At 72.3% G+C, this 15,017-nt stretch carries 10 protein-coding genes; all 10 read left to right on the top strand.

Translation table 11 applies throughout. From position 1 onward, the window contains the following. The first annotated feature begins 9 nt into the window (after positions 1-9). The 10 genes from VTA80_RS22375 to VTA80_RS22330 are packed head-to-tail and all read left to right on the top strand — an operon-like array spanning position 10 to position 15,004. Complete coding sequence (locus VTA80_RS22375; RefSeq protein WP_407343267.1) at positions 10-429, top strand: hypothetical protein; 420 nt, start codon at positions 10-12, stop codon at positions 427-429. A 40-nt stretch (positions 430-469) separates the two neighbouring features. Continuing rightward, positions 470-4,567, top strand: coding sequence for a peptidoglycan-binding protein (locus VTA80_RS22370; RefSeq protein WP_407343266.1), 4,098 nt, complete (start codon positions 470-472; stop codon positions 4,565-4,567). Further along, the gene (locus tag VTA80_RS22365; protein WP_407343265.1) at positions 4,564-5,421 is read left to right on the top strand and encodes a hypothetical protein; all 858 of its coding nucleotides are present in this window, start codon (positions 4,564-4,566) and stop codon (positions 5,419-5,421) included. Before VTA80_RS22370 ends, VTA80_RS22365 begins: the two co-directional genes overlap by 4 nt. Continuing rightward, entirely contained in the window at positions 5,421-6,455 is a 1,035-nt protein-coding gene (locus tag VTA80_RS22360) for a hypothetical protein (RefSeq protein WP_407343264.1), read from the top strand. The genes VTA80_RS22365 and VTA80_RS22360 overlap by 1 nt, the downstream gene beginning before the upstream one ends. After that, positions 6,452-7,255, top strand: a complete 804-nt coding sequence (locus VTA80_RS22355) for a phage baseplate assembly protein V (protein WP_407343263.1) — start codon at positions 6,452-6,454, stop codon at positions 7,253-7,255. The genes VTA80_RS22360 and VTA80_RS22355 overlap by 4 nt, the downstream gene beginning before the upstream one ends. A gap of 30 nt (positions 7,256-7,285) precedes the next feature. Further along, positions 7,286-7,609, top strand: a complete 324-nt coding sequence (locus VTA80_RS22350; protein ID WP_407343262.1) for a hypothetical protein — start codon at positions 7,286-7,288, stop codon at positions 7,607-7,609. A gap of 52 nt (positions 7,610-7,661) precedes the next feature. Then, the gene (locus tag VTA80_RS22345) at positions 7,662-8,159 is read left to right on the top strand and encodes a GPW/gp25 family protein (protein WP_407343261.1); all 498 of its coding nucleotides are present in this window, start codon (positions 7,662-7,664) and stop codon (positions 8,157-8,159) included. After that, positions 8,156-9,742, top strand: coding sequence for a baseplate J/gp47 family protein (locus tag VTA80_RS22340; protein WP_407343260.1), 1,587 nt, complete (start codon positions 8,156-8,158; stop codon positions 9,740-9,742). Before VTA80_RS22345 ends, VTA80_RS22340 begins: the two co-directional genes overlap by 4 nt. Further along, entirely contained in the window at positions 9,735-14,006 is a 4,272-nt protein-coding gene (locus VTA80_RS22335) for a hypothetical protein (RefSeq protein WP_407343259.1), read from the top strand. Before VTA80_RS22340 ends, VTA80_RS22335 begins: the two co-directional genes overlap by 8 nt. After that, positions 14,003-15,004 (top strand): hypothetical protein, encoded by a 1,002-nt coding sequence (locus tag VTA80_RS22330; protein WP_407343258.1) that lies wholly within the window; start codon positions 14,003-14,005, stop codon positions 15,002-15,004. The genes VTA80_RS22335 and VTA80_RS22330 overlap by 4 nt, the downstream gene beginning before the upstream one ends. Positions 15,005-15,017 lie beyond the last annotated feature (13 nt).

The following is a 15,017-nucleotide window of genomic DNA, read 5'->3' as shown; positions in this document are numbered from 1 at the left end:
GAGAGACCGATGGCTGACCAGAACCTGTTCGACCAGCTGAAGTCCGTGCTGGCCGAGTTCAAGACGTTCCTCGACGCGAACGTCCCCACGATCAAGCCCGCCATCCAGGCGATCGCCTCGCTGGTCCCGCAGATCACCGAGCTCCTCGACGAGCTGATCGGCCTGCTGGCCAAGCTGAAGACCGAGATCAACAACCTCGACGTCGGGGCGATCCCGGGCCTCGGCGAGGTCGCGACCTTCACGGGGATGATCCCCGCGCTGCTCGACGCGGCCAAGAAGCTGCTCCCCAACGAGACCTCCTCGATCGACGCCATCGCGTCGGTCGCCGACGTCGTGACCGGCCTGCCGTCCGTGGATGCCGTCAAGCAGGAGCTGGTGGACCTCATCACGGCGATCACGGCGCACCTGACGAGCCTCAAGCCGGCCTGATCCACGAGCACGACGAGCGACGCAGAGGAGGGGAGCAGACGTGGTGCGTCCGATGCTGGGTGACCTCGAGCTGGAGCAGGTGCAGCTCGTCGAGACCGACGAGGACCAGGTCGTCGTGCGCCACCCCGTCCCCGCACTCGAGGGTGACTTCCTGCAGGACCTGGGCCGCCGCGGCGCCCGGCTCAGCCTGACCGGGGTGCTCACGAAGCCCGACGTCCAGGACAACCTCAAGGACCTGCGGGCCGCGTTCCATGCGGGGGACCCGGTCGCGTTCGTGTCCGACATCTCGTCGGCGACCCTGGTCGACCAGGTGCTCATCGAGCGGATGGATGTGCGCGAGCTGGCGGGTCGCGACAGCGCGTACGAGTACCACCTGACGCTGCGCGAGCTCACCGAGGCCGAGCCGATCCGTGACGAGCCGATCATCATCCCGCCGCCGCCTCCCGTCGAGGTCGAGGACGGCAAGCTCGCGGTCACCGTGGTGGTCGAAGGGGACCCGGCGTTCGACATGGACCGCGTGCGGGTCTCGGTGGACGGCACGCAGGACGACGGGCCGGTGATGCGCGACCGCGTGCTGACCAACCGCGTGCGCCCCGACACCTGGTTCGAGGACCCGTTCCCGGCAGGGAACTTCACCGCGACCGCGCTGGTCGACGACAATGCGACGCCGACGGGCCAGCACGAGGTGCTCACGGGGACGGCGGGCGTCGTCGTGCGGGAGGGCGAGACCGCGTCCGCCACGATCGTCCTGCGTCGCGGCTCGAAGATCGGCACAGTCTTCGTCATCACGTTCCACTTCGACGCGGCGTTCGTCGAGCCGTGCGAGCGGCACGTGCTGCAGCAGGTCCGCGAGTACGCGACCGCGCACCCGGACGAGAAGATGCTCATCGTCGGGAACACGGACCTGGTGGGTTCCGATGAGTACAACCAGGCGCTGTCCGAGCGTCGCGGCCGCGCGACGTACGCGATGATGACGTTCGGCAGCGAGCCGGAGAAGTCGGTGGCCGAGTGGAACGAGCTCCGCAAGGCACGCCCGAGCGGCACGATCACCACCGTCCGGGACACGTGGGGCACGCGCGAGATCCAACACATGCTGCAGGACCTCGGGCGGTTCACGGGAAACGTCGGCAAGGACGCCTCGCTCACCGATGAGGCGATCCGCCAGTTCCAGACCGACCACGGGCTCACCCCCGACGGCGTGGTGGGTGACGACACCTGGCCCGTGCTGATCCGGGAGTACCTGGCGCACGAGGCGATCGACTTCCCCACCGCGCAGCTCATGGCAGACAAGAACGCCGCCGGTTGCGACAACGGTCCGCTGCGGTGGATCGGCGTCGGCGAGCAGGACCCGGTGAAGAACATCCCGACCGCCTGGCGCCCCAACCGCCGCACGGAGCTGATGTTCGTCAAGGAAGACTCGTTCCCCTGCCAGGTGCCCGAGCCGGTGACGCTCGCGCTCGTCCCCGAGGGCGCGGGCGGCGGAGGCTGGTGCCTGAACGACGGCACCGCGACGAGCCGCGACTGCTTCGTCACCCCGTACGGCCAGCCGTGCCCGTCGAACGCGCCCGGCACCACCGGTCCCGCGCCGGCCGACCGTACCTGGTGCCGGACGCCCGCCGAACCCGGCTCGTTCCCGGTCGCGGGCCGGATCACCTTCGACGACGGCACCCCGTTCGCGCAGGGCTCGTACGTGCTCATGTCGCCCGACGGGGAGTACCTGAACGGGGAGATCCCCACCACGGGCGTCGAGCACGCGGGCACGCCGATCCAGGGCCGGACTGCCGCCGATGGCAGCTTCACCTTCCCGCCGCCGGGCGCACCCCAGAAGGGTCGCGGCACCTACGTCGTCTCGGTCGACGGACCGTTCCTGGCGCGGTCGCGGAGCCAGCCGCTCGCGGACGTGCGCGGCAACGCGACCTGCTTCCGCCTGGACGGGTCGGCTGCCGCAGACATCGTGATCGTCGACCGCGCGGTCGGGTCGATCGTCCCGCAGATCACTGGTGAGCTCGACGCGCCGGTGGTGCCGCCGGCGGTGGCCCTGCCGCCAGTCGGCCCGGCGGTCGTCGTCGTGAAGAAGGTGCACACGAACCCGGCGCGCAAGGCGGTGGTCCTGCGCTCGTCCGCGCTGTTCACAGGGACGGGCGAGTTCACGCGGTCGAGTGACCGGGTGCGGTTCTTCGACGCGGCCGCGGGCGGCGCTGAGGTGCTGTTCACCGGCGTCGACAACGTGTTCGGCTCCGCGCGGCTGGTGCTCGGCGTGACCCTGTTCGCGGAGGGTCGCGCGGCCAGCGCGGCGGTGGGCGACGTGGTCCTGACGCTTGCCCTCACTGTGGGAGGAACCCGGGGTTTGGCCGCGACGCACGCGATGACGGCCGTCGAGGTGTTCCTGGACCTGCACCAGAGCCGCACCGCGGTCGGGGCGGCCCCGGTGCCGCTGACGGAAGCCGCCAAGATCACCCCCGGCCGGTTCATCCAGGTGCAGGACGCCGGCAACCACGCCGGGCGCGCGATGGTCACCGTCCGCAAGGCCGTCCCCGCGGGCTTCCCGGGCGCGCTCGTGCTCACCTCGCTGTCGCCCCGCACGCGCTTCTTCGGTGCCGTCGACGAGGTCGCGGCCGGTGGTCAGACCGTCCTGCCCTCACCGGTCCGCCTGCCGAACGCCGCCATCGCGGCGACGGGCACCCAGATCTGGGTCGAGGGCACGGGAGTCAGCGGGGCGCTGCGCGACGCGTCCCTGCAGCTCGGCGTCGAAACGGTCGAGCCCGACGGCGATCGCGCCGTGCTCACGGTGGTGCAGCTGAGCAACCTGAGGGCGACGGTCCCCGGCACGCCGGCGCGGACCAACCGGCTGGCCAACTCGCCGGTCGCGGCGCATGTCGTGGTCGTCGGGGCGGTGCCCGCCCCGGCGGACTTCGAACAGGACCCGACCGTGAACCTGCCGCTGCCTCTGGTCGAGAACTCGATCCTGCCCGGAACGCCGATCACGCTGGCGGTGACCGTCGCGCCCGTGGGGGTCCCCGTGCTCTGGGGTGCTCAGCGCGCCCGCGGGCTCACGGCGGCGGCCGGCGGCGACGACGCCGCGGGGATCGTTGCGCTCGGTGGCCCGCGGCTCGCACCCACCGTGACGCGCACGGGTGCTCTGACCGCCACGATGCTCACCGACAACGTGGGCACGTTCCACGTGCGCCCGTTCGTCGACGGCAACGGCAACGGCCGGTTCGACCACGGGATCGACCGCGAGCCCAATCTCGTGCTCAACGTGGTGCTGGGCCGCGCGACCCTGTTCCTCGACAGCTCCGTGGCGGTCGCGACCAACTTCGCCGTGAACCCGGTCGCCGGCGGAGGCATCCGGGTGCGTTCGGGCGTGTTCAACATCGGTGCCCCCGGCACCGCGGCCATCCACATGAACGCCCAGATCGACGTGGTCACCGGTGGCACGAACGGGCGGCGCGCGATCGACCAGTTCTTCGGCGGCTGGGCCAACAACATCCAGGGTCCGACCACCTTCTCGCCCACCTACACGGACCCGACGACCGCGCCGCCGACCGCGCATCCCGCGCCGGACGTGTTCGTCTCGAACCGAGCCGCCGCCACCGGGCCCAACGGGGCGTTCGTCCCGGCGGACCCGGCGCCCGCGATCGTTGCGCCCCCGATCCTGGACACCGGGCGGGGCGCGCCCGGTTCGGGCGGCGACTCGCTTGCGCTCGGGCAGAGCCGCATCCGGACGCCCCGGACGAACCGGCCGCTCGGCGAGCGGTGGATCGTCGAGGCCGTGGACAGCCCTGGATCGGGGGCGGACGGCACGCACCCGGTGGTCGCGGCCGCCCGGCTGACCTCGTTCCAGATCCGGATCCGGTTCGACTGCACGCTCATGGTCTGGACCAACCGGGCTCGCAGCAGTGCGCCCACCGGCGCCCCGGCCGACCGCCTGTACGCCGCGGACGAGCGCCTGGTGTGGCAGCTCGACGGCACCTGGGGCGTCACACCCGCAACCGGCGCGATCGCCGTGGTCGCCGCGCCGGCCACCGTCATCAGCGCGCGGGTCCCGTCGTCGCCCGCGATCTCCGCGGTCACGTCGGGGGTCGAGGTCCGACCGCCCTCGGCCGTTCCCCTCCTGGCCCAGGATGCGCGCGCATGAACGGGACCGAGGACGTGAGCGTGAGCCCCGTGGCCTCCGAGGTGCTCGGTGCCGCGGTCGTCGTGGCGTTCGACGTCCGTGCCGTCGAAGCGTCCGGCGCCGGTCGCGCTGTCGACCTTGAGGTGCTCGAGGTGCTCAAGGGGCGCGTGGCCTCGGCGCCGGGGGACCGGGTCGTCGTCGAGGTCGAGGTGCACTCGAACGCCGACCTGTGGGGGACGGTGACCGTGGGCGACCGGTATGTCGCGTACTGCGACGCCTCCTCGACGGACCTGCGGGTGCTGCTCCAGCCGGCACACTGCGCGCAGCTCGCGATCGACCGTGCGGCGGGTGTGCTCGAGGACGTCCGCCTGGTGCGATCGGTGCAGAACCGTCACCTCGTGGCGGACCAGCTGCTCGGTACCGCGGAGGCGCGTCGTGCGACGGCGGGACCGGTGTTCGCGCGCTACCTGTGGGTCGCTGCGCGCGAGGCGCTGCGCACCAGCTCGGAGCGGTTCGCGCGGCTCATGGCCGTCGCGCAGGACGCGGCCACCCGCGTCGACGCGCAGGAGGCCTACCTCGTCTCGGCGTACGAGGACATCACATTCAGCGAGGCGTTTCCCGAGCAGGACCGGGTGCTGCTCGTCCGCACGATGCTGGCCAGTGCGCTGGACCCGCGGCTCGGGGCACTGCGAGAGCGGCTGCTGGGCACCTATGTGCCCAACCTGGTGCGCCTCCCGTTGCCGCGACCGCTCACCCCGGGCGAGGTCTTCTCGGCCGAGGACGACCTGCGCGACGCGCTGCGTGCCGAGCTGGCGGACGACCGCGATCCCGCCACGACGAGTCCGGCGCTCGCGGACTGGCTGGGGGTGTCGTGATGTTGCGTCCTGGGTACCGCCTGACCATCGGCGACCACGTGGTGGACACGAGTGCCGAAGCGCGCGCGAGCACGGCGATCGAGGTCGTCGTGCGCCTCGACATGGACACGCCCGCGGACGAGCTGACGCTCGTGCAGGGCCAGGTGGGCGGCTTGCGCGCGGTGCCTGGCGACGACGTGTCGGTGGACCTGGGCTACACCGACGAGGACGACGGGCTGCTGCGCGTGCTGACCGGGACGGTGGTCGCGGTCGAGCCAGGCCTGCGCACGGTGCGGATCATCGGCCACTCGAGGGCCGACGCGCTGCTGCGCACCCGGATGGACCGCACCTTCGAGGACGGGTCCGCGGGCGACATCGTGCGCGCGCTGGCCGACGAGGCCGGGGTCGACGTCGAGCGCGTCGAGGAGGGTCCGGCGCTCTCGGCGTACGTCGTCGACGGTCGTCGCGACGCCTCCCGGCACATCCGCGACCTGGCCGCGCTGGCCGGGTTCGACACCTACCTGACGCCCGAGGGCGCGCTCGTGTTCGAGCCGCTGACCGGGAGCCGCACCGTGCACGTCCTCAAGTACGGCGAGCACGTGCTGGCCGCCGAGCAGACCCGCCGCCGGCCCCGCGCCGGCACGGTCGAGGTCTGGGGCGAGTCGCCCGGGTCCTCGCGCGGCGACGAGTCGTGGGCGTGGCTGACCAGCGACCCGTCGGCGCGACGCGGCACCGCGGGCACGGGCAGCCCGACGTTGGTGGTCGAGCGACCGGCCATGCGCACCGCAAAGATCGCCGGCGCCGCGGCGCAGGGGATCGCCGACGTGATCACGGCGTCCGCGCTGCAGGTGTGGGTCCGTATCCAGGGCCGGCCACAGATGAAGCTGGGTGACCTCGCGCGGCTCGAGCGCTTCCCGGAGCGGGCGGGCGTCGACCAGCTCGACGGCACGTACCAGGTGCGCGGGGTGACCCATCGGCTGACCAAGGCGGACGGGCTGCTCACCGACCTCACGCTGCGCAGCCTGGTCGGCGCGGCCGCGGGGGGTGTCTCGTGACCCTCGTCGACACCATCGCCGCGATCGTCCGCCACGAGCTCGCCGCGGTCCGCGTGACCGAGCTCGGCGTCGTGGCCGCTGTCTACCCGCACAGCGACGGCCAGGACGACGAGAACTACGGCGTCGACGTCACGCTGAAGAACAGCGGGCTCCCGCTCAAGCGCGTCCCGGTGGCCACCGGTCACATCGGCTCGGTCGCGATCCCCCACGTGGGTGACCTGGTGGTGGTCGCGTTCGATCACGGCGACGTCAACAGCCCGCTGGTTATGGCCCGGGCCTACGACGACGTGCACCGGCCCCCGCTGTCGACGTCGGACGAGATGGTCCTGCGCCTGCCGCTGGCCGCGGACGACGACGCGAGCGTGCTGTACGCGCTGCGCAACCACCAGGACCAGGACCCGAAGCGCGAGCTGGTCTTCGAGATGCCGCCCAAGATCACGGTGCGCATCGTCGACGGGGTGGTCACCGCTACCGCCGGCAAGACCGAGCTGGTGCTCGACCAGTCGGGCTCTAGCGGCGGGACGGTCACGGTGCGGTCGGGGTCCTCGACGGTCGTGCTCGACCAGGACGGCGACGTCACGCTCGAGTCCGCGGGCGACGTGACGCTCAAGGCGTCCGGCGACCTGACCCTGCAGGCGGGCGGCGCCGTCTCGATCAAGGCGGGCTCGGACCTCACCGCCCAGGCCGGGTCGAGCGCCACCGTGAAGGGCGGCCTGACCGCCTCGCTCGAGGGGTCCGCGGGCGCCACCGTGCAGGGTGCGTCGATCTCCATCAAGGGCATGACGTCGTTCTCACCATGAGCACCGGTCGGAGGTTCTGAGATGCCAGGGATGCCCGTCACCATCGGGTGCTCGGTCATGGTCACGCCCGGCGCGACCGGCGCACCCGACACCGGCACGGTGCTCGTGATCCTGCCGCCGCTCGTGATGGCGGGGGGCATGCCGCTGGCGACCACGGGATCCATCTGCCTGATGGTCAACTCCCTGACCGGCGTGCCGTACCCGCTGACCATCGGCCCGCTGGGCAGCTCGGGAGTGACCGTCGGCGGGGCTGGGCTCGTGCGGATGGGGGACATGATCCCGTCGCCCCCCGGGGTGCTGACCATCATCGGACCGCCTGCCGCCACCTTCGTGAACGACTCGTGGCCGCCATGAACGACCTGTGCCGCCACCTCACCCCGAACTCACCCCGAGGAAGGACGCAGCGATGAGCACGCCGACGCACGAGGCGCTGTTCGGTGCGGACCTGCGCCTGCTGGGCGGTCTCGAGTACGCCGAGCAGCGCGAGCGCGGCGACGACCTGTATGTCGCCATCCGCCCGCAGCTGCTCGACCCGGACGACGCCGAGCGGTCGCCGCACGACCTGCAGAGGCTGGCGGGGGTGCAGAACCTGCAGCAGGGGTTGATCCTGCGGTTCCTCACCCAGCAGGGCGAGCTCGCCCACCTCGGCCATCCCACCTACGGCAGCCGGCTGCACGAGCTCGTCGGGGAGCCCAACACCGAGACCACCCGCAACCGGGCCAAGCTCTATGCCCTGCAAGCGCTCAACGACGAGCCCCGCGTGGCCTCGGTCCGGTCGATCACTGTGACGACGCGCGCCGGTCAGCCCACCTGGGTCGACATCCGTGCCGCCGTCGTGGCGATCGACCAGATCAGTGAGCTGAACCTCGTGTTTCCCGTGCCGCTCGACGGAGGTGTCTCGTGAACATCGACACCGTCTCCCTGGTGTACCGACCGTTTGCCGACCTGGTGGACGACATCCTCACCTCGGTGGTCGGTGGCGTGGTCAACGAGCCGATCCGGTTCGACGTGAAGGTGCTCACCTACGCGCTCGCGGAGCCGTCCGCCGGCGTCCGCGGGATCACCGGCACCGCCGCCGGGCTTCCGCGCACGTTCCTGGTCCGGATCGACTTCGAGTTCAGCCCCGTCACCAACGTGGTGGTCTGGCTCGACGACGGCACGCTTCCGGACGACGACACGACCTTCTACGTCGACTACTTCCGGGTCGACTCCCGCTCGCCGCTGTCCGACATCAACGTCGGCAGCGTGACCCGCACGCTCACAGAGGCGGTCGGCCGCGAGATCGCCACCGTCTATGAGCAGATCAACCTCGCCTACCTTTCGGCGTTCGTCGACACGGCCACGGGCAAGTCGCTCGACTACGTCGTGGCGATCCTCGACATCACCCGCAAGACGGCCGAGTTCGCCGAGGGGCTGGTCACGTTCTTCCGCAGCACCACGGTCGACGGCAACATCACGATCCCCGCCGGGACCCGCCTGACCACCACGAGCGGCGCGGTCGTGTTCGTCACCACCCAGGTGCGCACCCTCCAGCGCGGTCAGGTGCGCATCGACGTGCCCGTGCGCGCTGACGCCGGGTTCGCTGGCGACCCGGGCCTGGTCGCCGCCGGGACGATCACCGAGCAGTCGCAGCCGGTGGGCGGGATTGAGCGGGTCAGCAACCTCGACGCGACGTTGCGGGCTGCCGCCGACGAGACCGACGACGAGCTGCGCACCCGCGCCAAGGCCGTTCTGCGGGGGCTGGGCAAGGCGACACTGGCCGCGCTCGACCGGGCGATCCGCGAGGGTCGCGGCACGCCCGTCGAGTTCTTCGACCCGAACGGCCCCGTGGCTCACCGTTCCGAGCCCGGCACGGTGACCGTGGTGGTCGACGCCGAGCCTGAACGCCTCCCGAGCCTGGTTGATGCGGTCCACGTCACGCGGGCCGCGGGTGTCCTGTCCACGCTGGTTGCGCGCTACGTGTTCATCACCCCCCGTATCCGCGCCACGATCACCGCCGGGTTGTCGAACCCGGGCAAGGAACAGGTGCGTACCGAGATCGTCGCCGCCCTGCAGTCCTACGTCGACCGGCTCACGCGCGGCGATGCGGCGGACGGCACCGCGATGCTCACCGCGGTGCAGGGGGTGGCCGACGTGACCGAGGCGGTGATCGCCGACGTGGTCGTGGCCCGCGCCGACCTGGCCGGCCCGGACGGCGAGGACGCGCTGGTCGATGCGCTCGTCCAGGCCGCGTTGCTGGCGGCGCCCGGCGACAACGTCGCGCTCCGCGAGGCGCTCGCGGCGGCCCTCGACGCGACCGGTAGCCGGGCGCCGAGCGGGGGTTCGGTGGCGGACCGCTCGCTCCTGGTGGGTGCGGCCGGACCGGCCACCGACGCCGAGATCGAGGCGGGCACGTTCCAGGTGTCCGCGACCGTCGGCGGCGACCCGTGGTGGATCGCGCTGCAGATGGAGCCCGCTGACGTCGGGACGGAGGACGCCGGTGCCTAAGGCCGACCGCATCCTGGCCAACCTGCCGCCCACGTTCAGGCTGCGGGGTGACCCGTCCGCGCTGCGCGCCCTGGTGGATGGCTACGGCGGCGAGCTCCAGTCCGCCGAGAACTCGCTCGTCGCCGTCATGCGCGCGCACTGGGTCGCGTTCGCGGACGCGGGCGAGAAGAAGATCCTGGATCTGAAGAACTTCGGTGCGCTGTACGGGCTCGCGCCCCGGGACGACGAGAGCGTCGAGGAGTTCCGCGAGCACCTGCGCCGGTACGTCCGCACGCAGCTCGACAGCACGGTGACGGTCGAGGGGATCCTGCGCACCGCCGCCGAGACGCTGGGGCTGCACCTCGAGGACGACGCGCTCGACGCGTGGTGGACCCGGCCCGACCCGGTGCTGCTGACCTCGCTGCCGGTCGGCGCCGATGCGGCGACGGCCGTGCTCGGGGTACCCGCGGTGTCGTCGGAGGGGTTCGCGGCGGCCCCCGCCGTGCTCACCGGCGATGTGCGGATCGACGCCGGCGTCGACCTGAGCCGGCGCTCGACCCTGCGGATCGCGATCGACGGCGCCGGCGCGACCGCGGTCCACCTCGCGGCCGGTGCCGCGGACCCCGCGTCGGTGACGGCCGACGAGATCCTGACGGCGATCAATGCGGCCCTCGACGGCGTCGCGACCCTGGTCGACGGGTACCTCGTGCTGACGTCACCGTCGACCGGTCCGACCGCCGAGATCTCGGTGGCCGACGATGACGACGACGCCGCCGACCTCGTGCTGGGGCTGCGTCCGCGGACCTACCTGGGCATCGCCGCGACCCGCGCGCGAATCGTCGGGTCGGTCGACCTGTCGACGGCGCTCGATCTGACCAGCGCGCGCTACCTGCGGCTCGCGGTGGACGCGACGCGCCTGGCGGAGGTCGACTGCGCGGCTCTTGCGCCCGACGCCTCGGCGGCGGGCCTGGGCGACGTGACCGACGCGATCAACGCAGCCCTGGGCATCACCGTGGCCTCCGACGACGGCCGGTTCCTCACCCTGACGTCGCCGACGCTCGGCGCGGCGGGCTCGATCATCGTGCTCGAGCCGGCCGCCCAGCCTGCCAACGAGCGGTTGCTGGGCCAGGCGCCGCGCAGCGCGACCGGGTCGGCGGCCCGGCGGGCCACCGTGCGGTCCGACCGGCGCATCGGTCTGGGCGTCGACCTGCGCGCCTCGTCGGTCCTGCGGCTGCAGGTGGACGCCGAGCCGCCCGTCTCGGTCGACATCGCGGGCCTGGACCCGGAGACCACCACCCCCGCGGAGATCGTCGCGTCGGTGAACGAGGGTCTCGGAGCGACCGTGGCGTCCCAGGACGGCGACCGGCTGACGCTGGTCTCGCCGACCGCGGGTGAGAGTGGCCAACTGGTGGTGCAGGACGTGGACAGTGATGCGGCCGACGCGGTCCTGGGCCTGCGCTCACGGTCTGCGCGCGGAGCGCCGCCCGTGACCGCGGCCGTCACCGGGACCACCAATCTTGCGGGCGCCGTGGACCTGTCGGCCACGGACCGGCTGCTCCTGGTGCTCGACGACGGCGCACCGGTCGAGGTCGACCTCGCTGCCCACGCGGCGGACCGCACCCGGGTGACGCTCGAGGAGATCGCCGCCGCGATCAACCACGCGCTCGCCCGCCCCGACGACGACCCCGTAGCCTCCGACGACGGCGCGCACCTGGTGCTGGTCTCCCCGACCGAGGGTGCGGGGGGCCGGCTCGTCGTGCGGCCCCTGACCCGAGCGTCGCGACGCCGGTTCGTCACGCGGGCCCGCGTCACCGACGACGCCTCGACCAGGCTGCTCGGGTTCACGTCCCGCACCGCGACCGCCACCACCGCACGGGTCGCCCGGCTCGAGGGCACGCCGGACCTGTCGGCCGGCATCGACCTGACGACCGACAGGTGGTTGCGGCTCGCGATCGGGCAGGCCCCGGCCGTCGACATCGCTCTGGCCGGCCCACGTCCGCGTGCCACGACGCCTGCCGAGGTGGTTGCCGCGGTCAATGCCGCGTTCCCGGGCGCCGCGGCCACGGACGGCCACACGGTCGTGCTGACCGACCCCGTCCCTGGTGCCGGTTCGCGCGTGGTGATCGAGCCGCCGCAGGCGCTCGACGCGCTCGACGTGGTGCTGGGTGACGTCCCGTCCCACGTCCGGGGCCGCGGCGCGGCGGGCGTGCGGTTCGTCGGCACGGTCGACCTCACCGACGGCGTCTCGCTGCCCGCCGACGCGGCCCTGCGGCTGGGTGTCGACGGCGCCGCTCCGGTCGACGTGCCGGTGGGCGACGGGGTCGCTACGACGGTCCGACCGCTGAGCCAGCTGGTCGCGCAGATCAATCTGGCAGTCGGTGCGTCGCTGGGCGCGCACGATGGCAAGCACCTCCTCCTCACGTGCCCGGACCGCCTGACGATCGAGGCGCCGACCACCGGCACGGACGTGACGGCCGCCGTGCTCGGCGTCATCGGGCCGCGGACCTATCTGGGCCTGCCGGCCTCTCCTGCCCGGATCGTCGGCGTCCACGACCTCACCGCCGGTGTCGACCTGACCCGGCGGCACCTGCTGCGACTCGCGGTCGACCGCGACGACCCGGTGACCGTCGACCTCACGTTCGCCGCGGACTCCCCGGAGCACGTGCCTGCCGGCCTGCTCGCGGCAGCCATCAATGCGGCGACCAGCGCGAACGCGACGACGGTGGCCATCCCAGGCGGCGTTGCGCTGCAGATCACCTCGCCGAGCAGCGGTCCGAACAGCCACCTCGTGCTCAGCCTGACCGGCGCCGGCGACGCCGGGCCGATCGTGCTGGGCAGCGCACCACGGACCGCCACCGGGGTCGCGCCCGGGCCCGCGACCGTGGACGGCGACGTCGACCTGCTCGGCCCGGTGGACCTCTCGGACCGCTCGGTCCTGCGGCTGGCGCTCGATGGTGGCGAACCGGTCGACGTCGACGTCGCGGGCGTGGTGCCCTCGGCCACGATGCTCAGCGAGGTCCTCGTCGCCATCGACTCGGTGCTCCCGGGGGTAGCGCGGCGCACGGCGGGGGACAGGTTGCGACTCGTCTCGTCGAGCGACGGGCCCGAGAGTCGCGTCGAGGTCGTCCCGGTTCGGTTCCTCGACCTGCAGGAGTACCCGCCGACCACGGACAGCGCCACGTCGGCGGTCCGGCACGGGGCGACCGTTCGGTTCGCCAACACCGGCGCGGCAGCGGTGCCCGGCCGCGTGGTGCTCGACACCGTCGCCGGGGTCGCGGGCCCACGGCTGGCCGACCCGGCGGCGGGCTGGTCGGTGCAGCTCGACGGCGTGGTCGTCGCGGGGGGCAGGCTGGTGCTCGAGGTCGCGGCCGGCGGCGAGGTCGTCGGGACGATCACGCAGGACGGGCACCCGCGAGCGGCGTCGCTGCTGGTCACCGGCGACGACCCGCTGACCGTGCGCCGCGGGCGTAACACCTGGAGCTACACCGAGTGCCGCGCGGCGCGGTTCGACTCGGCGGTGTTCGACGACGACGAGTTCGCCGGCGGCGCGCGCTCGGAGGAGGCGATCTTCGATCTGAGCCGGTTCGGTCCGTCGGACGTGCTCGCCGTCTTCGCCGGCAGCGGCCCGCACCCGGCGACCGCCCAGGTCGAGGCCACGTGGGACACGCACCAGGCGGGGGCCTTCGTCGTCAACCTGCCGTCCGAGCTCGACGTGCGGTTCGGAGAGCCGTTCGGCGTCGCCCGCTTCGGCGCGCGGTCGAGCGAACAGGTGCGCGGCGTCGTCACCGAGCCCTTGACGGATCCCGACTTCCTCGTCGACCGTCTTCATGAGACGTCGCGGCTGGTCAAGGCCGCGGACCCGATGTTCGTCGCCCAGGTCCCGATCGGCTGGGCACCCGTGACCATGCCGTTCCGCGAGCCGGCGCACCTCTCTCTCGGTCGCTCCGGACAGGCCGCGCGACTCTACGTGGCCGACCCGGGCTTCGGTTCGCGGTTCCTGGTGCTCGAGGCAGCGCACGAGGGCGCGTGGGGCAACCGGATCTCGATGAGCGCTCGCGGGGCCGGACCGGCGATCTTCGACCTCGACGTCTACTTCACCGGCAGCCGGTTCGAGAACGCGCGCAGCACCGCGTTCGGCCGGGACCTGCCTACCCTCGCCGCCGACCTGCTCGCGCCGCGCCCCCAGGGCGTCGGGACCGCGAAGGCCGCCGGGATCCGTGCACGCGTCACCAGGGACCGGGTGGCAGAGGGCCAACCCAGACCGGATGAGGAAGGAACATCATGAGCGAGACGACCACCGACGCGCCGTACGTGAAGCGCGAGCCCGGCGACCTGCTGACCGCCGAGGACTGGAACACCCTGCAGCACAAGGTCTACGACGACATCCGCTCGACGTCGCAAGCGGCCGCCGACGCGGTGACGCACGTGGCCAGCGCGGACGACGCGGACCGGCTGGAGGGCAAGGACCTCGACGCCCTCACCGACGAGATCACCAAGCGTGTGCTCGACGAGGTGCGGGGCCGCAGCGGCTACCAGCAGCTGTTCAAGATCCTGCGCGCCGGCGAGATCACGGTCCTCGAGCACGGCCTGGGCACGGCGCCGCTCGTCGACCTGTACAAGCTCGAGTACTTCGCCGTCGTCGACCGCGAGGACGACGAGACCCGGTTGGCGTACGCGACCTTCTACCTGCACAACTCCGAGGAGAAGCGCGTGCGGGTCACCGACGAATCCGGCAAGCGGATCTCGGTCAACATCCAGGCCGCCGACGGCCCGGAGCGCGGGATCCCGTTCGCGGACATGCTGGCCCGCTACAACGTGCCGTACACGGAGTCGACCACGCTGGACGACCTGGAGACCGAGTTCTGGAAGGCGTTCTACAAGGATCCCAACGACCAGTTCGGCGACGACCAGTACAGCCACTCGCCGTGGTTCGAGCGGTGCTGCAAGGAGCAGCAGACCGTCAAGCAGCTCAAGGCGAACGGCGACTGGAACGACATCGTCTTCCAGTTCCGCCCGCACCGGACGGAGAACTTCGCGGGCGTCTCGGACGCGAACCAGGGCGGAACCGTCGCGTTCCCCAAGCCGGCCAACGTGCATGTCTCGCACCTGGACAACAACCGCACGGCCCTCTGGTTCACCGGCAAGGCGGTGCACGACGTGCCACCCAAGGAGGGCCTCGGTTTCGACGAGGGCGGCAACGACGACGAGTCCGCCGCGCGCGACTACATCGGTGCCCAGGAGTTCGACGGCGAGCTCAAGCTCATGATCCTGCTCAAGGTCTGAGCCGGCCCGACGA

The sequence above is a fragment of the Pengzhenrongella phosphoraccumulans genome (genome assembly GCF_045689905.1).
In the GTDB taxonomy this organism is placed as follows: Bacteria; Actinomycetota; Actinomycetes; order Actinomycetales; family Cellulomonadaceae; genus Pengzhenrongella; species Pengzhenrongella phosphoraccumulans.
The sequence above is the reverse complement of the archived record's forward strand: the minus strand, read 5'-3'. Positions and strand labels throughout refer to the sequence as shown.

Excerpts from the sequence above, each read along its gene's own strand:
- VTA80_RS22375 (WP_407343267.1), top strand. The coding sequence starts at position 10 with ATGGCTGACCAGAACCTGTTCGACCAGCTGAAGTCCGTGCTGGCCGAG.
- VTA80_RS22350 (WP_407343262.1), top strand. The coding sequence starts at position 7,286 with ATGCCCGTCACCATCGGGTGCTCGGTCATGGTCACGCCCGGCGCGACC.
- VTA80_RS22345 (WP_407343261.1), top strand. The coding sequence starts at position 7,662 with ATGAGCACGCCGACGCACGAGGCGCTGTTCGGTGCGGACCTGCGCCTG.
- VTA80_RS22330 (WP_407343258.1), top strand. The coding sequence starts at position 14,003 with ATGAGCGAGACGACCACCGACGCGCCGTACGTGAAGCGCGAGCCCGGC.
- VTA80_RS22365 (WP_407343265.1), top strand. The coding sequence starts at position 4,564 with ATGAACGGGACCGAGGACGTGAGCGTGAGCCCCGTGGCCTCCGAGGTG.
- VTA80_RS22360 (WP_407343264.1), top strand. The coding sequence starts at position 5,421 with ATGTTGCGTCCTGGGTACCGCCTGACCATCGGCGACCACGTGGTGGAC.